Genomic DNA, 17,797 nt, shown 5'->3' with positions numbered 1-17,797 from the left:
AGGGGGAATGGATGGGGTACCAACACGCAAGAAGTTTGAAGTTATCAAAGAAATGTCTGCGGGGAATAGTTCTATTCAATTATTATGTCAGATAGCTAGAGTATCTAAAAGTGGTTATTACAAGTGGCTAAAAAGACAAAAAACGCCTTCTGAAAAGCAGTTAAAGGACGAGAGTATGAAAAAAAGAATCATGGAGTGTCATAAAAAACATAGGGGGATTTACGGATACCGGAGAGTACAGATATGGTTGAAAAAAACATATGGATTACATATTAACCACAAACGTATTCAACGCCTTATGAATAAATTGGGGATCCGGGCAGTCATCCGAAAGAAGAAACCATATTACGGAAAGAAGGAAGCATATGTCATGTCAGACAACCATCTGAACAGAGATTTTACGGCTTCCGCGCCTAATCAAAAATGGGTAACGGATATTACCTATTTAATGTTTAACGGTCAAAAACTGTATTTGTCCGCCATTAAAGACTTGTACAATAATGAAATTGTTGCTTACCAAGTCAGTCGAAGGAATGATTTGAAGCTTGTGGTAGACACCCTTAAGAAGGCAAAGAAAAAACGGAATGTAAAGGGAGTTCTCCTGCATAGCGATCAGGGGTTCCAATATACATCCCGCTTATATAACAACCTAATTAAAAAATATCAGATGAAAGCCAGTATGTCCAGAAAAGGTAACTGCTGGGACAATGCATGTATGGAAAATTTCTTTAGCCACTTTAAAACGGAATGCATTTACTTATATTCGTTCAAAACAGCTGAAGCAGTTAAGGACGCTGTATGTAAATACATTCGTTTCTACAACCATCAACGGTTCCAAAAGAAATTAAACAACCTGAGCCCCTGTCAATACAGGACTCAGGCTGCCTAGTACCTTTTTAAAAGCTGTCTACTTGACAGGGGTCACTCCACTTGAGGGACCTCATCTTAATGAAATTCGACATCTATTCTTTTTTTCTGCTCCTTCATGTCTTTCGGCATTCGTACTTCCAGCACCCCGTTTTTATAGGACGCTTTGATTCCTTCAGTCGAAACCGGCCCCGGAAGTGTGACCGACCTGTGAAAACGTCCGACAAACCGTTCTTTCCTGTGGATGTTTTCCTCTTTTACTTCGTTTGATCTGTTTACTGAGCCGCTGATATGCAGCATATTGTTTTCGACATCAATATGAACATCTTCCTTGCTTTCGAGTCCGGGAATGTCGCAGGAAGCTACGATTTCACTTTCGGTTTCGTGCACGTCTACCCGAATTTCTCCAAAGCCGTGTTCCCCTCCGAAAGTCGCCGGAAAATCCGCAAAAACCCGATCAAATTCCCTTCTGACGCTATTCAAATGTTTAAATGGATCATAAGGTACTAATGGCATTTTCTTTCCTCCTTGATCTTATAGTAACTTTATGATGTTCTCATTCTTCATGAATTATTCATGTCATAACTGAAAGCAAAAAAGCAGTGCTCCGCCTGCGAAGCACTGCCGTTTTTTCCTCTCAAATGCCTTTATGTCATATTTCTTTCTGCGGTATGAATCGGTGCAGATGGTTTTGATGTTACGTTTCTTTCCGCTGTTTGAACCGGGGCGGATGGTTTCGATGTTACGTTTCTTTCTGCGATTTGAACCGGGGATGTATTAGATGTCACATTTCTTTCTGCCGTGCTCACATCTTCTGTCTTTGCCGGTAGCGCAAGACTTGTTAAAGACAATCCAATGACTGAAGCAGCGGCGGTTAACAACAGCTTAGACTTCATACGACCAGTCCCCTTTTTTGATTTGTTTGCGGGCGTTGAATACGATTTGATAGAAATAAACCGAATCGCTCAAGAGCCCAATTTCATTATAGTATTCAGCCGCTTCTAAAGCCAGGTCTTCTATGTCTGGATACATTTTTCTTGACTCTAGCAGCTGAAAAGTCTCCGATAGTGAATCCATGCCGTCTTCATTTATATATAAAGCTTGTAAGAAATGATATTTTGATATATATATCGCATCATTTGATTGTTGAGCGATTTTAAAGCCTTCTTTAAAAATATCATGAGCCTGTTCGTTTTGCTTTAGCTTAAAATACGCAAGGGCAAGACTGAAACATGCTTTTGTGAGAGTATCAGAAGTCTCTTCCTTATAAATCACAACAGCCTTGTGAAAGTATTCAGCTGCTTGATCTGCTTTCCCCATCTTGTAATAGCAATTCCCCAAATTGTAAAAGGTATGTCCTTCTAAAATCCGCTGGCTTTCTTCCCGGGCAAGCTTCAGGGCATTTTCAAGATGCGGCAATGCTTTTTCGCTCGACTCCAAATCGTCGTAGTTCCCGGCAATCACAAATTCACACTGAATTCTCCGCACCTTGTAAGTCTCATGCGCCGATACGTTTCAATGGCCTGGAGCGCATAGTTCATTGACACATGGCTTTGCTTCATATGATAAAAGATTTCAGCCATTTTAAAATGAAATTCCGCTCTCTCGATTTCGTCTTCCACATGACGGAGCTTCTTTTCTGCACGCCTGTAAAAAGAGCTCGCTTTAATATAGTCATGATTATTATATTCGTACATCCCTCTGAAAAAGTTAAAATAATATTCAAGCAAGCCATTCAGCTTGCCTTGTTTATCTTCGATATCTTTTAATATTTCAGAAAAATCAGGCGGAACTTTTTCTTCTTCCAGAGGTCTAATATAGTCAAGCATGATTCTATGTCTGAATTCCATTAAGGCGTAATACAATAATAAATCCTGATCTTCTTCCATACGGAATATGTCGCGCTCAATTTCTGCCTTGAGCATTTCCGCGTCCGTTACATTGAATTTGCGTATCGCATTATACCAATCATTGATTTTAACCCCTACTGACGCCGATGGAATTTTTACAGCCAATCCTTCCGCCCCTTTCCTTTAGCAAGTTGACGTTCTTTATGCAGCGCATCGATGAATATATTTTACATAAAGGGACATTTTTTTACAATTGTTTTTTGATAAGAATTGTTTTTATTTGCGTGGCTGATCAAAATCGATTCGGAGAGGGTGGCAGCCTAATTTGTCAAAGCAACTTGAGAATCCGCCGTTCATCAGCAAAAAAAAAACAGCCCGCAACCTGCGGACTGTTTCTTACCTTATGCATCAAATACTTCGACTTTTTCCATTCCTTGCCCCTGCTCCATTGAAGTGACCGCTTCAAAGCCGGAGGTGACTTTTCCGAAAACGGTGTGAACGCCGTTTAAGTGAGGCTGCGGTTCGTGCACGATAAAGAATTGGCTGCCGCCCGTATCTTTTCCGGCATGTGCCATAGAGAGAGAACCGGCTTCGTGTTTATGGGGATTCCCTTCTGTTTCGCATTTGATCGTATAGCCCGGTCCGCCTGTTCCGTTACCGTACGGGCAGCCGCCTTGGCTGACGAAGCCCGGGATGACCCGGTGGAATTTCAGGCCGTCATAGAAGCCCTCGTTCGCAAGTTTTTCAAAGTTGGCGACAGTGCCTGGCGCTGCCTCCGGATATAATTCAAACTCGATTTTTTTGCCGTTTGTTAATTGTATGTATCCTTTTTTAGCCATCATGATTCTCTCCTTTCGTTTTCACAAGGCTCATTATAGCATAGAAGGGAATCACTGAGCCAACTTCAAAAGGAACATAAAGTGCTTATATGATTTTGCGAGCAAAACCAGGACTCTCAATCTATTAAAAAGGCAAATTTTAATTGAAACCTCCCGCTCTTTTCATCCGTCTATATTGACGGAACGAATCGCGAATATAGGTATCGTTCCGGCAGGCTTCTCCCCAAAACGAACAGCAATCTTCTGCCTGAAGCCTGCATTTTTAAGGAGGGCATACAGCTTGAAAAAATCAATACTTGGAATTTGCACAGCATTGTTTCTGCTTATTATGCCGCAGATCAGTTATGCTGACTCCGCAGTTGGAGACGTGATCATTACACTCGGTAAAGACTTGTCAGCTCAAGACAGACAAAAAGTGCTGAACGAAATGAATGCGCCTGAAAATGCGACAATTATTGAGGTGACGAATGCTGAGGAGCATAAATATTTAGGAGATTATATACCAAAAGCAGATATCGGAACGAGAGCGATTTCTTCTTCATCGATTACAGTCGCAAAAGAAGGCAGCGGTTTGGAAGTCAAAACAAACAATATCAGCAAGATTACGGATGAAATGTATTTAAACGCGCTGATGACGGCCGGAGTCAAGGATGCAAAAGTCTACGTGACCGCTCCGTTTAAAGTATCCGGAACGGCTGCGCTGACCGGGTTAATGAAAGCTTATGAGACATCATCTGATCAAAAAATTCCGGACGACGTCAAAAAGGTCGCCAATGAAGAGCTTGTCACCACGTCCAAGCTCGGCCAAAAAATCGGCGATGAAAACGCATCAGCGTTAATGGCTAAAGTCAAAGAAGATATCGCGAAAAACGGCGTCCCGCAATCCCAGGACGAATTGGAGAAAAAGATTGATCAGGCCGCTTCCGAATTAAACGTAACACTGACGAACGACCAAAAGCAGTCGCTTATCTCTTTATTCGACAATATGAAAAACATCAAAATTGACTGGAATCAGGTTGGAGACCAGCTCGACAAAGCGAAAGACAAAATTGCAAACTTCATCAACTCTGATGAAGGCAAAAACTTCATTCAAAAAGTGATCGATTTCTTTGTCTCCCTCTGGAACGCGATCGTTTCCATATTTACCGGAGGCGGAACAACAGAATCAAACGGGTAATGAACACGGAAAACACCTCCTTTCATAAGGGGGTGTTTTCTTCATTGGCGGGCGTCAGGCATGAAGGGGTTCGTAATTGTCCTCGATAAAACGCGACAGAACCTCTGTAAACCGGTAAAAGTCCTCATTTTGCGTCAAGGCTCTGTCCTTTAACGTAAACGTATCAAACAGAGACTTTCGAAAACCTGTGCTCATTTCGAGCTGAATGCTTAAACCTGTTATCGATTTGTTGGCAATATTATCTGGGCTCGTTCCCGCATATTTGTCGCCTGGCTCAAGCATTTCGGCGGCAAAGCCTGCTTGATGCAATTCATCAACCAATTTGCTCATTTTATTGCGGTCTGTGCCGCCCACTTTGATATTGCGGTCTTCAGCATAGTATCCGTGAAGCGACAAAATATACTGATGCCCGGCGGCCATCTCAAGCGCCGCCGGTTCATCAAAATGGGTACTCGTAATATGCAGGCTTGAATTCCCCGATAATTTCAATCCTTCAAACAAATACATGGAATACTTGCGCGAGAGTTCATTTGCAATTTCGCTTGTTCCAGGCTCGATTCCGCCGCCGTGAATGGCCATGATCAGCATTGTGCTGCCTGCTTGCTTTGTCGCGATTCGGTATACTGAAGGATCTTCATTTTGTTTTAATTCCTCGAAATTTGCATATTTATCGTCGGAGAGCACAGTCGGCCCTCCCTCATGAGCCAGTGCAAAAGACGGGATCAAAATCACAGAAGAAATTAAGAAAATATTCACAAAACTGTTTATTGCTGTAAATAGGTTTGCTGTGTTACAATCAACACATTGCTTCAGGCATTGGAGCATGCGGCGGGATAGGGATACTTTGGTCGGTTCCATCTACCCCGCCTCTCCTTCGGAATGCACAGCATTTTGCTTCTTTTGAATCATAAGCTGAACCATCTCCTTTGTTAAATTTTTGTTAAATTCCCAATATTATATACAATTATCCTGTATGCTGTTCTATACAGAACCTGTTCTTTTTTCATAAAAAAACACTTCCTAAGTCAGGAAGTGCTGTTTTCTTTCGGCATACGGATTTGAAAAACCGTTCTCTTTCCCGGTTTGCTCTTCACTTCTATCGATCCTTGATGAGCGTCAACGATCGATTTTGTGATTGCAAGCCCGAGGCCTGCTCCTCCGTATTTTCGCGAACGCGATGCTTCAGCTCTGTAGAACCTTTCAAACAAGTGCGGGAGATGTTTTTCCTCAATTCCCGTTCCGTTATCCTCAACCGCAAGCACCAGGTTTTGATCTTCGCTCTTTAGCGTCAGTTTGATGAAGCCCTTCTCCGGATCCGTATGCTGGACGGCGTTTTGGCAAAGATTAAGGATGACCTGTTTCATTTTATCTTTGTCAAATACAGCTTCACCTTCGGTTTCTATGGAAAATTCCAGTTTTCTGTCTTTTACAAGCAGCCTGAGCTGGGATTCCATGCTGGAAATGACCGAGGCAAGGGATCCTTTCTCCATATGGAAACCCGGAAGCCGGTCGAGTTTGGCGAGGAAGAGCAAATCCTGAACGAGATGATTGGCCCGTTTGGATTCTTCAAACATGCTTTTTAACGCGCGTTCAACTTGCTCAGGCTTTGTCACCGCACCGCGAAGCATAATTTCCAGGAATCCATGTATCGACGTAAGGGGCGTACGCAGTTCGTGTGAAGCATCTGAAACAAAGCGGCGCATCTGTTCTTTCGCCTCTTTTTCGACTCTGAACGACGTTTCGATTCTTTCCAGCATGCCATTGAAAGAATTGGCCAGGTCATGAATTTCGTGCTGGTTTTTGTAAAGTGGCAATCGTCTGTTTAAATTGCCGGCATTGATTTCTCCCATCAGGTCGACAATGGTTGATAAAGGCTTAAGCGTATGCTTAATGATCGGATAAAAAGTGAACACTCCCAATAGAAGAGCGGAAATTGAAATAATCGTAAAAAACACCATTTGCTGAAAAATCCCCTCTTTCATCGGATCCGTTTCTGTGCTCATTTGCACGATGCCTTCGAGCTTTCCTTTTAATATGATCGGCTGAAGCACGACAAGCTCTTCATTTCCGTTACGATTTTCTGCGATTGTAAAATGCGGATTATAGTTTCTATTGATAACCTCTTGATACTCCCGTGTTAAGACAGGGGGCGAGCCTGAGTGCATGTCTTCCGATAGAACGGTCAGTTCTCCGTCCTGTTTGATAAAAGCGATGGTTACACCGGGATAAAACATGCTGAAATCCTTTGGACTTTGGGCGCTCTTAACCCAGAAATCAGCGCTGACAGAGCTGATGAGCCCCTGAATGCTCATCGATTTGTTATCATACGCTGACTTTTTCACAAAAACGTATTGAATCGTCCCGATTAAAATGAGCAGCAGGCTGAGCATGCATAAGGAACGGAACAGCAGCTGAAAACGCAGCGTCTGAAACCGAAAAATCTTCCGCTTTTTCATCAGATGTCCAACCTGTAGCCCGCTCCGCGAATCGTGCGAATTAAAGCGTGTTCTTTATCTTTCAGCTTTTCTCTTAATGAACGGACATAGACTTCAACAATGTTTTCCTCGCCGTAAAAATCGTAGCCCCATACTTTGTCCAATATTCTCGCCTTGCTCAAGACAATCCCATGGTTAAAAATGAGAAATTTCAGCAGTTCGTATTCGGTTGCAGAAAGCTTCAGCACTTCCTCGTGGAAGCGGATTTCCTTGCGGCTGTCGTCAATTCGAAAGGGGCCGATCGCCACCTCTTCCAATAAATGAGGAAAATGATTGCGGATTCTTGCACGGATCCGGGCAAGCAGCTCCTCAAAGCTGAATGGCTTCACCATATAATCATCCGCCCCTTCGGTCAGCGCTTTTACCCGGTTGTCAACCTCCTCTTTTGCCGTCAACATAATAACGGCGGTATTCCCCATTTTTTTTAACATTCTGGATACTTCAAATCCATCCATTCCCGGCATCATGACATCAAGTACTGCCACATGAGGCTGAAACGATTTCGCCAAGTTGATCCCTTTCATGCCGTCTTTTGCCGACATCACTTCGAATCCTTCGTTTTCAAGCCCCAATGTCAAAAATTCAATGATCGCCTGTTCATCATCGACAAGCAAAATCTTGATGCCTTCAAGTTTATTCATTCGTTTTCTCTCCTTCATGGGCATAAATCTATGCTTCATTTTTTGTCTATCTACTTCCTATTATTCGCTCCTATCTTGAAATGAGCTGAATATCTCCTGAAAAATAACTGAATTCAGCAATTTTTCAGCTAATCCTCATGCGGCTTTCAGCTTGAGCCTGTACAATCGGTTTTGTTGGCAGGCCAACAGTACATCTAAAGGAGGAATCACCATGAATCATGTAACAAAAGTTTTATCAGGAGCTGCTTTAGGGACAATCATTTCACTCAGTTCATTAACGTCAGCTCATGCCGCCGTTGTTCAGCAAAGCGATACACATTCAAAAATCGAAGTGAAAGCGGAGCAGGTGTCCGTCTCAAAAGCAACGGCGCAAAAAACGGCTTTGAAAAAGTGCAAAGGAACGGTCACTTCCACTAAACTGCAGAAAGAAGGAACAGTGTACGTCTACACGATCACCATTCTCGGGGAAGACGGCAATGCGCATACTGTCAAAGTAAGCGGCGAAAGCGGCAAAGTCGTCAAACAGCAAATCCAAAAGAAGCAGGTCGCCATTACGAAAACGAAAGCTCATTCTATCGCTTTAAAGAAATATAAAGGGACTGTTACATCTTCTAAGCTGAAAAAAGAAAACGGGGTTTATGTTTACATCGTCAGCATCCACGGACAAGACGGCAATGTGCATACTGTAAAAATAAACAGTGAGAGCGGCAAAGTCGTCAAACAAGAAACACAGAAAAAACAAGTCTCCATTACGAAAGAGAAAGCTCATTCTGTCGCATTAAAGAAATGCAAAGGAATCGTAACATCTTCTAAGCTGAAAAAAGAAAACGGAGTTTATGTTTATATCGTCAACATCCTCGGACAAGACGGCAATGCGCATACTGTAAAAGTAAACTGTAAGAGCGGCAAAGCGGTGAATCATGTCATACAGAAAAAGCAAGCTGCTATTACAAAAGAGAAGGCTCAATCTGTCGCGTTAAAAACGTGTAAAGGCACAGTTACATCATCCGAGCTGAAAAAAGAAAGCGGCCGGTATATTTATATCATTAAGATTGAAGATCATAAGCAAAAAGAACATACAGTAAAAGTGAATGCAACAAGCGGAACAGTTTGTTCATAAATAAAATCCTTGCTGCCCGAGACTACTGATCTCGGCAGCTTTTTTATATGAAAAAAAGAGTTCCAGCACCGCAAAAAACGGCCATCATAAAAAAGCTTGCAGGGAACAGTCCCCTGCAAGCTTTTGTGATCTTACTACGATTGTTTCACTTTGGATTTCAGCGGCAAATCAAGTTTGACCAAATCCTCATATGACTCCCGCTGAATGACAAGCTGCGCTTCGCCGTCTTCGACAAACACGACGGCCGGGCGCGGGATGCGGTTGTAGTTGTTGGCCATGCTGTAGCCGTAAGCGCCTGTACAGAATACGGCCAGAACGTCGCCGTCTTTTGCTCTTGGAATTTGCAAATCCCATATGAGCATATCGCCGCTTTCACAGCATTTCCCCGCTATAGATACCGTATCATCGCAGGCAGCATCCATTCTGTTCGCCAGCGCTGCTTCGTACTTGGCTTCGTAAAGCGCCGGTCTGATATTGTCGCTCATGCCCCCGTCGACCGCCACATATTTGCGAATGCCGGGCACTTGTTTTTGCGAACCGATCGTATAAAGCGTCGTTCCGGCATCCCCGACAAGCGATCTGCCGGGTTCAATCCAGATTTCCGGCATGTCAAAGCCGAAATGCTCGGCGTTTGCTTTGACCGCTTCAATGATTTTTTTGACATAATGATCTGCTGCGAGCGGTTCGTCCTCTTTTGTATAGCGGATGCCGAAGCCGCCCCCGAGGTTCAGCACCTTCGGAGTATAAGAATAGTCGTCTCTCCACTCCGCAAGCTTTTCAAAAATTTTGTCGGCCGCAAGAACAAATCCCGCGGTATCAAAAATTTGCGAACCGATGTGGCAGTGCACGCCGAGCAAATGGAAAGCAGGTGACTGAAGAACCCGCTCAATCGCTTGTTCCACCTGTCCGTTATGCAGGTCAAAGCCGAATTTCGAATCTTCCTGCCCCGTCGTAATATAATCGTGCGTATGCGCCTCGACACCGGGGGTGATTCTGAGCAAAACGTCCACAGTTTGTCCCGCATGCTTACAGAGCTCCTCCGTGATCGAAATCTCATGGAAATTATCCAGCACAATGCAGCCGATTTTATGGTCAAGCGCCATCTGCAGTTCTTCCGGACTTTTGTTGTTTCCATGAAAATGAATCCGTTCTGGAGGGAACCCCGCTTTGATCGCTGTAAAAAGCTCCCCCCCTGATACAACGTCCAATGACAGCCCCTCTTCTTCGGCCAGCTGAATCATCGCAACCGAAGAGAACGCTTTGCTTGCATATGCGACTTGCGCCTTCAAATCGGCATCCCTGAAGGCTTCCTGGAACTTTCTGGCGCGTTCCCGTATTAAAGCGACGTCATATACGTAAAGGGGAGTTCCATATCTTTCTGCCAATGATAGAACATCGACACCTCCGATTTCGAGATGTCCGTTTTCATTTTGTCTGCTTGTACCGTGTAAAAACAATTGTCATTCCCTCTTTCTCTATCTACAAAAGTGGAAGGGACAGTCCGGATCACTGCCCGATACATCTTTTTCGCTTAATGTATTGCAATTTCTTATTGTGTATTATAACATTTCGTCCAAAAATCTAAACCATCATTTTGTTCAAATTTTCTTAATTTACATTTGTCAGTGAATCTGCAGTCAACCTCTATTTTTTATAGCATAACAGAAAACCGCAATTGATAGAAATAGGCATCAGCAACATTCCTGCACATGAAAAAATAAAAGCGGCTTACCTGGGGCTTTGCCTATACGGCTGGGCATTAACCTGCATATATACATAATAATAAAGCCAAGAAAAACGATGAAAAGAGGGTTTTCGCATGTATCAAGATTTTTATCCTTATACACCTTCTGATGTTACGGACCATTCTTATGATGCCGGCGCGTATGACTATAGAATTTATGAGCCGTTCGAAGGGCAAATCATTACGGCTCCGGCGGATACAAGATACTGGCGCAGAGGAACTGAAGTTTTCCTGCATTCATCAGCCATTGACCCGTACGGCCGGGAAATGCTGTATATCGCCTATCCCGTCAGAAGGCCGAACAATGTATGCAGCTTGCGCGCCGTTGCCATATCGGCTAATGAATACAGAGGAATGCAGCCTTACACGCAGAGATACGGTTATCACCCGTAAACAAGAAAAAGAGGCTTGATAAGCCTCGAAAGAGCCGACTCACTGTCTGACCCTGTTTTTCGGATGAACGATGCTCGGTCTGATTTTGGCTCCCGGAACAGAAGTACGCACGAGAACGTTCCAAAACGCTTTGCCGTTAAACGGGAGAAACGGCCAAAGATACGGCGTCTCCAAAGAACGGATCGAGACCATGATAATCGTTAAGATCGTAAAGCCTATGACAAACCCTTCCACTTTAAACAGCGCCACCAATATGAGCATAAAAAGCTTCACCATTTTGTTCGCCAAGCTTAGCTCATAGCTTGGTGTCGTATATGTCCCGATGGCAGACAGCGAGACGTATAAAATGACTTCAGGAGAAAACAGGCCGACATTGATCGCGATATCCCCGATTAAGACGGCGGCGATCAAACCCATGGCTGTCGAAAGCGGCGTCGGCGTATGGATGGCTGCCATTCTTAAAAATTCGACCCCGAGATCAGCTAAAAAAATCTGCATAATAATCGGGATGTGGGAATCCTTATTTAAGCCGATATATTTTAAATTATCGGGCAAAAGCGATTGATCGATGACAAACAGCAGCCACAGCGGCAGCAAAAAAGTCGATACAAATATGCCGAAGAAGCGCACCCATCTTAAAAACGTTCCAACCGCCGGCGTTTGCCTGTATTCCTCAGCATGCTGGACATGGTGAAACAGCGTGGTCGGCGTAATGATGACGCTCGGTGACGTGTCAACAATAATAATGATATGCCCTTCTAAAATGTGGCTTGCAGCGACATCGGCTCTTTCCGTATACCTGACGAGAGGAAAAGGGTTGAAGCCCTGCCCGACGATGAATTCTTCAACCGATTTGTCAGACATCGGCAAACCGTCGACTTGCACATTTTCGATTTCTTTTTTTAATACGTTGACAAGGTCCGGGTCTGCCACATCTTCCAGATAGCAAAGGCAAATATCGGTTTTTGAGCGTTCCCCGATATGGAGCATTTTATACCTGAGCCGTTCGTCCCTGATTCTCCTTCTGATCAAGGCTGTGTTGACGATAATGCTTTCGACGAGTCCGTCTCTTGCTCCGCGTACGACTCTTTCTGTGTCAGGCTCTTCCGGCGTCCTTCCGGGATAGCTTCTGACATCGACGATAAAAGCAAAGCCCGCATCCTCGACGATGATGGCGACCAATCCTGACAGTACTTGATCGACTGCTTCATCAAGCGTTTTCGCTTTTGATACCTGTTGGTTCAGCAGCCTGTTTTCAACGATTTCTTCTGCTTCGCCTGATTCTTTTTCCGAATCGTTCAAATGAACCAGTTCCCTCAGCAGGTGAATGATGTACTGCGTATCACACAATCCGTTTACATAGTAAATCTGGATTTCCCGGTCGAGGACAAACACCTTCCTGACTCCGAGGTCAAAGCTTTCCCCCATCCCGACCCGCTGTTTGAAAAATGACTCATTCTTAGAAGGATCATGGAATACTCTTGTCTTCTCTTTTTCTTGTGCACTCATCATACCCGCTCCTTTCTAAAATGAGCTCGACCGCCTTCATTGTGATCGGCGACCCTTTTTTTACATCGTCTTTCCTGCCCATTTTTCCGATATCGCCGATTCCGACGACGATAGGAACATCAAGCTGGTCAAGGCAGTAGACCGTATCTCCGCTCATCCGTTTGACGTCAAATTCTCTGACTCCGTACTTGTCAACTCCAAACTCTGTCAGCTCCCCTTCAGCATCAATCGACACATCTACTTTTGTCCACTCCGCGTAGTGGGTTTTCGAAGCGACAGCGATGACGCCGAGCACCTCAATATCAGGATGTGCAGCCACATACTTCATCGCCGTCTCTCCAGGCCCCTCCCCTTGGAGGCCGGAATCGTCAAACATTACGAACACGGGATCATGCGGTGTTTCAAGAATCATCGATACGAGCTCGGGACCCGTTTTCACGCTCGGGTTTCCCATCGACTGGGAAATCGAGCGGCCGCCGATCTGCCTTGCCGCATATTCAATCGATTTTGCAGCATAGATATCGCCGTCTGTTACCAAAATGACTTTGCGTTTTGCTGTCATTGTTCCTTATCCTTTCGGTTTAAAAATCACAGCCACGAGAAAAGCGAATAAAATGGCGGCAGATATACCGGCGGACGTCAGCTCAAATATCCCCATTCCGATTCCGATAAAACCGTGCTCTTTAGCCTGGTGCATCGCGCCGTGCAACAGGGAATGCCCGAAGCTGACGATCGGCACGGTCGCCCCCGCCCCGGCAAACTCGATGAGCCGGTCATAAATGCCGAATCCGTCCAGGATCGCTCCTGCTACGACAAAGGTTGACATAACATGCGCCGGTGTCATTTTGCATACATCGAGCAGAAGCTGTCCGACTACGCAAATCAAGCCGCCGACGATAAACGCGATGATGTATTCCATTACGCGTTCCCCCCTTCGGCCCGTTCGAATACGACGCCGTGCGCGATGCACGGAATCGATTCCTTCTGCTGAACAACGGTCGGGCTCAGGAGTGCACCCGTGGCCACGACAAGCACCCTGTTTAATCTTCCCGCTTCAATTTCTTTAAAAATATGGGCGAAGGTGACGACAGCCGAGCAGGCGCATCCGCTTCCTCCTGCAAACACCTGCTGATCGGGCGTATAGATCATCAGCCCGCAGTCATTGTGCTTAGTGCCGACACGAATCCCTTCTTCTTTTAACAGATCCCTTACAATCGGGCTTCCGACACCGGAAAGATCGCCGGTAAGGATCAAATCATAGTCATCCGGCGTACGCCCGAGATCTTCGAGATGCTGTTTGATCGTATCGGCGGCAGCGGGTGCCATCGCTGATCCCATGTCCTGTGAATCTGTGATACCAAAATCGATGACCTTTCCGATGGTCGCGCTCGTGATTTTGATCCCGCCCGGATTTTGGCTGAGCACCACCGCTCCGCTTCCTGTTACGGTAGAGGTTGAAGTGCCGGGCTTTTGCCCGCCGTATTCCGTCGGGTAGCGAAATTGCCGTTCAGCCGTTGCATTGTGGCTGCTCGTCGCGGCAAGGGCCCGTTTTGCAAAGCCGCCGTCAATCAGCGCCGAACCGAGCGCAATCGCTTCCATTGAAGTGGAGCAAGCCCCAAATAAACAAAGAAACGGAAGCTTCAAATGCCTTGCCACAAAGTTGGCGGTCACATTTTGGTTGAGCAGGTCCCCTGCCAAAAAGATGTCGATGTCATCTTTTTTCAGGTTTTGTTTAGTCAATGCTGATTCGATTGCATCCTCCATCAGCTTGCGCTCGGCCATTTCCCAATTTTTTTGATTGCAGTGCATGTCATCGTATGTCTGATCAAATAAATGTCCTAAAGGTCCCTGCTTTTCCTTTGGACCGACCGCTGTGCCGCTTGAATTGACAAACAGCGGGTTTTGGAACACCCATGTTTGTTTTCCCGTTGTTTTCATGACATCTTCCTCCTAAAACAGCTTGTCAAAAGCGTAGCGGATAATTCCGACAATATACGCTGCGACAACGCCGAAGACGATCACGTTTCCGGCGAGTTTAAACATGTTTGTGCCGACGCCGAGGACATATCCTTCGCTTTTATGCTCAAGCGCCGCGCTCGCCATGCTGTTGGCAAATCCCGTCACCGGAACGGCCGAACCGGCGCCGGCGAACTGCCCGATTCTGTCGTAAACCCCGAGCCCTGTTAACAGGGCAGATATTAAAATAAGCGTGGCGACCGTCGGATTTCCCGCTGTTTTTTCATCAAAATGAAAAACGGCCATGTAAAAGTTTTGGAACGCCTGGCCGATCATGCAGATCAGCCCGCCGACGAGAAACGCTTTTAAACAGTTCAGCACATAAGGCGGAGTGGGCTGATACGTTTTCACTTTAGACTGATAATTATCTTTTAAGCTTGACATGAACATCCTCCTTTTATGACAAATGAACAAAGATCAGCCATTGAAATAAAGATCCGATAATCTTTCCGAAGACAATGGCCATCAATAAAATTAAAATCCTGTCCCCCATGCCGATCCGTTTGACCAAAATCGGCAGCACGTTCAGCACTTCCGTAAGAGCGGCCGCAAGCATTCCGATAAACAAGCCCGCGAAGAGGCCGATCGGAATCATGAACCATTTCGATAAAAAAAATCGGTTCATATTAAGCGACTCCCATCCTCCAAAAACGGCGCCGACAATGACGGCCCATTCGTATGCCTGGATATACGCTCTCGTTTTTGTCAGCTGCATCAGCCTCGGAATGATGCCCAGCACCGTGAGAAAAGCGACAAAACCGGAACCTACTGCTACACCTCCCGCAAGACCGAGAAAGATGATCATTATGGCGCTAATGATCATGGATATCCTTTGTCGTTTCTTTATTTTCATGCATGGCCACATATTGGTCCAAATCGAGCTGATATTTGAACATCTCCACTTCAAGGGGGCTGGGCTCTTCGTTGAATCGTTTTTTAAATAAGTGGTTAAAAAACAAAATCATCCCGAGGCCCAGGCCAATGCTGTACGGAACCTGCAAAAGGTAGGGGTAGCGGTTTTCTTTTCCCGTTATCATTTCATAAAGCCGGATGTGCACTTCCCTCATGCTGACATCTTCATGAAAATTCATCACGGTAAGACCCGCACCGACGAACAAAAGCAGCCAGACAGCGATGAAAAGCACGGGAGACAGGCCCCGTTTTGGATATTGAACCTCCACGATGGTTTCGGCACCGCCGACGGTTTGGACATCAAGGTCTGGAAACGATTTATGTATGGCTTCAATCACCTTCATCATGTCCAATACCACCAAGTTTTGATCCGATTTGCTCACCTTGTATATAGGCAGCTGTTCAAGCTTTTTTTTGCAGCGCCGGTCGCCCGCCACCTGTGCGATATCTCCGAGCCTGATCAATTCATCCGGATCGGCCACTAGACGGTGGCGGAGCCTGATAAAAACTTGACGTTCCATCTGGGTCACTTCCTATATGATGGTTATAGTTGTAGTATGAGGTTCATCTCATTTATCATTCAGCACCGAATGAATGACCATAAATTACCACACTAAAAAAGCCGGCCCATCGCGGGGGCCGGCTTGTATCCGGGATGCCTGTTTAGCTGTCGTTGTGATCCATCTGGTTTTTGATTTGCTTTAAGATTTTTTTCTCAAGCCTGGATACCTGAACCTGGGAGATGCCGAGGCGGTCGGCAACTTCTGATTGCGTCTTGTCCTTGTAATACCTTAAGTAGACGATCAGCTTTTCCCTTTCGTCCAGGTCTTTGATCGCTTCTTTCAAAGCGATTTTATCGAACCATTTGTCCTCCGATTGGTCGGCGATCTGGTCGAGAAGCGTAATCGGGTCTCCGTCGTTTTCATATACTGTTTCATGAATGGACGAAGGCGAACGGACGGCTTCCTGGGCCAGTACGACCTCCTCGGAAGAGATTCCGAGATGTTCGGCGATTTCCTGAACGGTCGGAATTCGTCCGTTCGTCTTGGAGAGCTCGTCTTTCGCCCTCCTGATTTTGTTGCCGAGCTCCTTCAGCGAGCGGCTCACCTTAACCGTTCCGTCATCTCTGATGAACCTTTGAATTTCGCCTATGATCATCGGGACGGCATAGGTGGAGAACCGGACATCATAGGAAAGGTCGAATTTGTCAACCGATTTCAAAAGACCGATACAGCCGATTTGAAAGAGGTCATCAGGCTCATACCCTCTGTTCAAAAAACGCTGAACGACGGACCAAACAAGACGCATGTTTTTTTCTATGAGGAGGTCTCTTGCTCTTTGATCGCCGTTCTGGCTGTTTTTAATCAGTTCTTTTACCTCATGGTCTTTAAGCTGGGTATTCAGTTCTTTTTTAACCTCCACATCCATAACAAATCTCCCTTAATTGCAAAGCGCTTTGCTTTTCGATAAGTGCTTTGTTAAGTGTATTGTGGTGCCCATTTCAGGCGAGGAATCGATCGTGATATCGTCCATGAAGTTCTCCATGATCGTAAAGCCCATCCCCGATCTTTCGAGTTCCGGCTTCGTCGTGAACAGCGGCTGGCGAGCTTCTTCAAGATCCGTGATCCCGATTCCTTCATCGCGGATCGTCAAATAGACGATATGGTCTTCCAGCGTGACAGAGATATACACGGTTCCTTCGCCTGAGTTTTCGTATCCGTGGATGATCGCGTTTGTGACCGCTTCTGATACAACCGTTTTAATTTCGGTTAGTTCATCCATCGTCGGATCAAGCTGGGCGATAAAAGCAGCGACCGTTACCCGTGCAAACGATTCATTTTGGCTGAGCGCTGTAAACTGGATGTTCATCTCATTTTTCATGATGCCACCCCCAGTGTTTGAAGCGCATGCTGTTCGGATTGCTCAAGGCGGATGATTTTAAACAGCCCTGACATATCGAATAATCGCTTGACGGCCGGGGAAATCGCGCAGACGATCATTTCTCCGCCCAGCTGCTGAATTTCCTTATACCGGCCCAGCACGACGCCGAGCCCTGAGCTGTCCATAAATGAAAGTTCTTCAAGATTTAAGACGATATGACGAATGTCGTATCGTTCCATATGTTCGCTCACCTGGTTTCGCAAGGTTTCCGCTGTATGGTGGTCGAGTTCACCTGTCAACCGAATACAAAGCACGGATTCTTTGACGTTAAAATCGATTCCGAGGCTCATCCT

General features: G+C 45.5%; 21 protein-coding genes and 1 pseudogene. 4 read left to right on the top strand and 18 right to left on the bottom strand.

The window, feature by feature from the left end; translation table 11 throughout:
* Positions 1 to 7 precede the first annotated feature (7 nt).
* The gene (locus NSQ39_RS07450; protein WP_341014431.1) at positions 8 to 889 is read left to right on the top strand and encodes an IS3 family transposase; all 882 of its coding nucleotides are present in this window, start codon (positions 8 to 10) and stop codon (positions 887 to 889) included.
* A 56-nt stretch (positions 890 to 945) separates the two neighbouring features.
* On the opposite strand, the gene NSQ39_RS07445 is transcribed toward NSQ39_RS07450, so the two are convergent.
* The 4 genes and pseudogenes from NSQ39_RS07445 to NSQ39_RS07430 form a co-directional block, all read right to left on the bottom strand.
* Complete coding sequence (locus NSQ39_RS07445; RefSeq protein WP_128748174.1) at positions 946 to 1,383, bottom strand: Hsp20/alpha crystallin family protein; 438 nt, start codon at positions 1,381 to 1,383, stop codon at positions 946 to 948.
* 131 nt (positions 1,384 to 1,514) lie between these two features.
* Positions 1,515 to 1,763 carry a hypothetical protein gene (locus tag NSQ39_RS07440; RefSeq protein ID WP_175077071.1) on the bottom strand — a complete coding sequence of 83 codons (249 nt, stop codon included), beginning with the start codon at positions 1,761 to 1,763 and terminating at the stop codon, positions 1,515 to 1,517.
* Positions 1,753 to 2,882: pseudogene (locus NSQ39_RS07435) on the bottom strand (response regulator aspartate phosphatase). Before NSQ39_RS07435 ends, NSQ39_RS07440 begins: the two are co-directional and overlap by 11 nt.
* Positions 2,883 to 3,118: 236 nt before the next feature.
* On the bottom strand, positions 3,119 to 3,556 hold the full coding sequence (locus tag NSQ39_RS07430) for a peptidylprolyl isomerase (protein ID WP_046129819.1): 438 nt from the start codon (positions 3,554 to 3,556) through the stop codon (positions 3,119 to 3,121).
* Between the two features lie 328 nt (positions 3,557 to 3,884).
* Between NSQ39_RS07430 and NSQ39_RS07425 the strand changes: the two genes are divergently transcribed.
* Positions 3,885 to 4,733: a DUF1002 domain-containing protein gene (locus tag NSQ39_RS07425; protein WP_373688040.1), complete on the top strand. Its 849-nt coding sequence runs from the start codon at positions 3,885 to 3,887 to the stop codon at positions 4,731 to 4,733.
* Between the two features lie 54 nt (positions 4,734 to 4,787).
* Here the strand turns inward: NSQ39_RS07425 and NSQ39_RS07420 are convergent, their stop codons facing one another.
* From NSQ39_RS07420 to NSQ39_RS07410, 3 genes are all read right to left on the bottom strand, one after another.
* Positions 4,788 to 5,591 carry a poly-gamma-glutamate hydrolase family protein gene (locus tag NSQ39_RS07420; protein WP_175077070.1) on the bottom strand — a complete coding sequence of 268 codons (804 nt, stop codon included), beginning with the start codon at positions 5,589 to 5,591 and terminating at the stop codon, positions 4,788 to 4,790.
* A gap of 167 nt (positions 5,592 to 5,758) precedes the next feature.
* Entirely contained in the window at positions 5,759 to 7,189 is a 1,431-nt protein-coding gene (locus tag NSQ39_RS07415; RefSeq protein ID WP_175077069.1) for a sensor histidine kinase, read from the bottom strand.
* Positions 7,189 to 7,869, bottom strand: a complete 681-nt coding sequence (locus tag NSQ39_RS07410; RefSeq protein ID WP_175077068.1) for a response regulator transcription factor — start codon at positions 7,867 to 7,869, stop codon at positions 7,189 to 7,191. Before NSQ39_RS07410 ends, NSQ39_RS07415 begins: the two co-directional genes overlap by 1 nt.
* Before the next feature lie 211 nt (positions 7,870 to 8,080).
* Between NSQ39_RS07410 and NSQ39_RS07405 the strand changes: the two genes are divergently transcribed.
* Positions 8,081 to 8,989 carry a PepSY domain-containing protein gene (locus NSQ39_RS07405; protein ID WP_175077067.1) on the top strand — a complete coding sequence of 303 codons (909 nt, stop codon included), beginning with the start codon at positions 8,081 to 8,083 and terminating at the stop codon, positions 8,987 to 8,989.
* Positions 8,990 to 9,123: 134 nt separating this feature from the next.
* On the opposite strand, the gene lysA is transcribed toward NSQ39_RS07405, so the two are convergent.
* Complete coding sequence (gene lysA, locus NSQ39_RS07400; RefSeq protein ID WP_175077066.1) at positions 9,124 to 10,446, bottom strand: diaminopimelate decarboxylase; 1,323 nt, start codon at positions 10,444 to 10,446, stop codon at positions 9,124 to 9,126.
* 362 nt (positions 10,447 to 10,808) lie between these two features.
* Between lysA and NSQ39_RS07395 the strand changes: the two genes are divergently transcribed.
* Positions 10,809 to 11,126 carry a hypothetical protein gene (locus tag NSQ39_RS07395; protein ID WP_175077065.1) on the top strand — a complete coding sequence of 106 codons (318 nt, stop codon included), beginning with the start codon at positions 10,809 to 10,811 and terminating at the stop codon, positions 11,124 to 11,126.
* A 39-nt stretch (positions 11,127 to 11,165) separates the two neighbouring features.
* Here the strand turns inward: NSQ39_RS07395 and NSQ39_RS07390 are convergent, their stop codons facing one another.
* The 10 genes from NSQ39_RS07390 to spoIIAA form a co-directional block, all read right to left on the bottom strand.
* Positions 11,166 to 12,635, bottom strand: a complete 1,470-nt coding sequence (locus NSQ39_RS07390; RefSeq protein WP_046129811.1) for a spore germination protein — start codon at positions 12,633 to 12,635, stop codon at positions 11,166 to 11,168.
* Complete coding sequence (locus NSQ39_RS07385) at positions 12,595 to 13,197, bottom strand: stage V sporulation protein AE (RefSeq protein WP_216899498.1); 603 nt, start codon at positions 13,195 to 13,197, stop codon at positions 12,595 to 12,597. The genes NSQ39_RS07390 and NSQ39_RS07385 overlap by 41 nt, the downstream gene beginning before the upstream one ends.
* A gap of 6 nt (positions 13,198 to 13,203) precedes the next feature.
* Positions 13,204 to 13,554 (bottom strand): stage V sporulation protein AE, encoded by a 351-nt coding sequence (spoVAE, locus tag NSQ39_RS07380; RefSeq protein ID WP_175077063.1) that lies wholly within the window; start codon positions 13,552 to 13,554, stop codon positions 13,204 to 13,206.
* Positions 13,554 to 14,573 carry a stage V sporulation protein AD gene (spoVAD, locus tag NSQ39_RS07375; RefSeq protein WP_046129808.1) on the bottom strand — a complete coding sequence of 340 codons (1,020 nt, stop codon included), beginning with the start codon at positions 14,571 to 14,573 and terminating at the stop codon, positions 13,554 to 13,556. The genes spoVAE and spoVAD overlap by 1 nt, the downstream gene beginning before the upstream one ends.
* Before the next feature lie 12 nt (positions 14,574 to 14,585).
* On the bottom strand, positions 14,586 to 15,035 hold the full coding sequence (gene spoVAC, locus NSQ39_RS07370; RefSeq protein WP_046129807.1) for a stage V sporulation protein AC: 450 nt from the start codon (positions 15,033 to 15,035) through the stop codon (positions 14,586 to 14,588).
* A gap of 13 nt (positions 15,036 to 15,048) precedes the next feature.
* Positions 15,049 to 15,474, bottom strand: a complete 426-nt coding sequence (locus tag NSQ39_RS07365; protein ID WP_175077062.1) for a stage V sporulation protein AB — start codon at positions 15,472 to 15,474, stop codon at positions 15,049 to 15,051.
* The gene (locus NSQ39_RS07360; RefSeq protein WP_046129805.1) at positions 15,464 to 16,084 is read right to left on the bottom strand and encodes a stage V sporulation protein AA; all 621 of its coding nucleotides are present in this window, start codon (positions 16,082 to 16,084) and stop codon (positions 15,464 to 15,466) included. The genes NSQ39_RS07365 and NSQ39_RS07360 overlap by 11 nt, the downstream gene beginning before the upstream one ends.
* 142 nt (positions 16,085 to 16,226) lie before the next feature.
* Entirely contained in the window at positions 16,227 to 16,991 is a 765-nt protein-coding gene (sigF, locus tag NSQ39_RS07355; RefSeq protein ID WP_046129804.1) for an RNA polymerase sporulation sigma factor SigF, read from the bottom strand.
* A 12-nt stretch (positions 16,992 to 17,003) separates the two neighbouring features.
* Positions 17,004 to 17,444: an anti-sigma F factor gene (gene spoIIAB, locus NSQ39_RS07350; protein ID WP_046129803.1), complete on the bottom strand. Its 441-nt coding sequence runs from the start codon at positions 17,442 to 17,444 to the stop codon at positions 17,004 to 17,006.
* The gene (spoIIAA, locus tag NSQ39_RS07345) at positions 17,441 to 17,794 is read right to left on the bottom strand and encodes an anti-sigma F factor antagonist (protein WP_046129802.1); all 354 of its coding nucleotides are present in this window, start codon (positions 17,792 to 17,794) and stop codon (positions 17,441 to 17,443) included. Before spoIIAA ends, spoIIAB begins: the two co-directional genes overlap by 4 nt.
* Positions 17,795 to 17,797 lie beyond the last annotated feature (3 nt).

This window comes from Bacillus sp. FSL W8-0848 (assembly GCF_038007805.1).
Taxonomy (GTDB): domain Bacteria; phylum Bacillota; class Bacilli; order Bacillales; family Bacillaceae; genus Bacillus; species Bacillus glycinifermentans.
This window is presented reverse-complemented; position numbering and strand designations above follow the sequence as displayed.

Excerpts from the sequence above, each read along its gene's own strand:
- NSQ39_RS07410 (WP_175077068.1), bottom strand. The coding sequence starts at position 7,869 with ATGAATAAACTTGAAGGCATCAAGATTTTGCTTGTCGATGATGAACAG.
- spoVAD (WP_046129808.1), bottom strand. The coding sequence starts at position 14,573 with ATGAAAACAACGGGAAAACAAACATGGGTGTTCCAAAACCCGCTGTTT.
- spoVAC (WP_046129807.1), bottom strand. The coding sequence starts at position 15,035 with ATGTCAAGCTTAAAAGATAATTATCAGTCTAAAGTGAAAACGTATCAG.
- spoIIAB (WP_046129803.1), bottom strand. The coding sequence starts at position 17,444 with ATGAAAAATGAGATGAACATCCAGTTTACAGCGCTCAGCCAAAATGAA.
- NSQ39_RS07360 (WP_046129805.1), bottom strand. The coding sequence starts at position 16,084 with ATGGAACGTCAAGTTTTTATCAGGCTCCGCCACCGTCTAGTGGCCGAT.
- NSQ39_RS07430 (WP_046129819.1), bottom strand. The coding sequence starts at position 3,556 with ATGGCTAAAAAAGGATACATACAATTAACAAACGGCAAAAAAATCGAG.
- NSQ39_RS07390 (WP_046129811.1), bottom strand. The coding sequence starts at position 12,635 with ATGAGTGCACAAGAAAAAGAGAAGACAAGAGTATTCCATGATCCTTCT.
- NSQ39_RS07395 (WP_175077065.1), top strand. The coding sequence starts at position 10,809 with ATGTATCAAGATTTTTATCCTTATACACCTTCTGATGTTACGGACCAT.
- NSQ39_RS07420 (WP_175077070.1), bottom strand. The coding sequence starts at position 5,591 with ATGGAACCGACCAAAGTATCCCTATCCCGCCGCATGCTCCAATGCCTG.
- NSQ39_RS07440 (WP_175077071.1), bottom strand. The coding sequence starts at position 1,763 with ATGAAGTCTAAGCTGTTGTTAACCGCCGCTGCTTCAGTCATTGGATTG.
- sigF (WP_046129804.1), bottom strand. The coding sequence starts at position 16,991 with ATGGATGTGGAGGTTAAAAAAGAACTGAATACCCAGCTTAAAGACCAT.
- NSQ39_RS07450 (WP_341014431.1), top strand. The coding sequence starts at position 8 with ATGGATGGGGTACCAACACGCAAGAAGTTTGAAGTTATCAAAGAAATG.
- NSQ39_RS07425 (WP_373688040.1), top strand. The coding sequence starts at position 3,885 with ATGCCGCAGATCAGTTATGCTGACTCCGCAGTTGGAGACGTGATCATT.
- spoIIAA (WP_046129802.1), bottom strand. The coding sequence starts at position 17,794 with ATGAGCCTCGGAATCGATTTTAACGTCAAAGAATCCGTGCTTTGTATT.
- NSQ39_RS07445 (WP_128748174.1), bottom strand. The coding sequence starts at position 1,383 with ATGCCATTAGTACCTTATGATCCATTTAAACATTTGAATAGCGTCAGA.
- NSQ39_RS07405 (WP_175077067.1), top strand. The coding sequence starts at position 8,081 with ATGAATCATGTAACAAAAGTTTTATCAGGAGCTGCTTTAGGGACAATC.
- NSQ39_RS07365 (WP_175077062.1), bottom strand. The coding sequence starts at position 15,474 with ATGATCATTAGCGCCATAATGATCATCTTTCTCGGTCTTGCGGGAGGT.
- NSQ39_RS07385 (WP_216899498.1), bottom strand. The coding sequence starts at position 13,197 with ATGACAGCAAAACGCAAAGTCATTTTGGTAACAGACGGCGATATCTAT.
- spoVAE (WP_175077063.1), bottom strand. The coding sequence starts at position 13,554 with ATGGAATACATCATCGCGTTTATCGTCGGCGGCTTGATTTGCGTAGTC.
- NSQ39_RS07415 (WP_175077069.1), bottom strand. The coding sequence starts at position 7,189 with ATGAAAAAGCGGAAGATTTTTCGGTTTCAGACGCTGCGTTTTCAGCTG.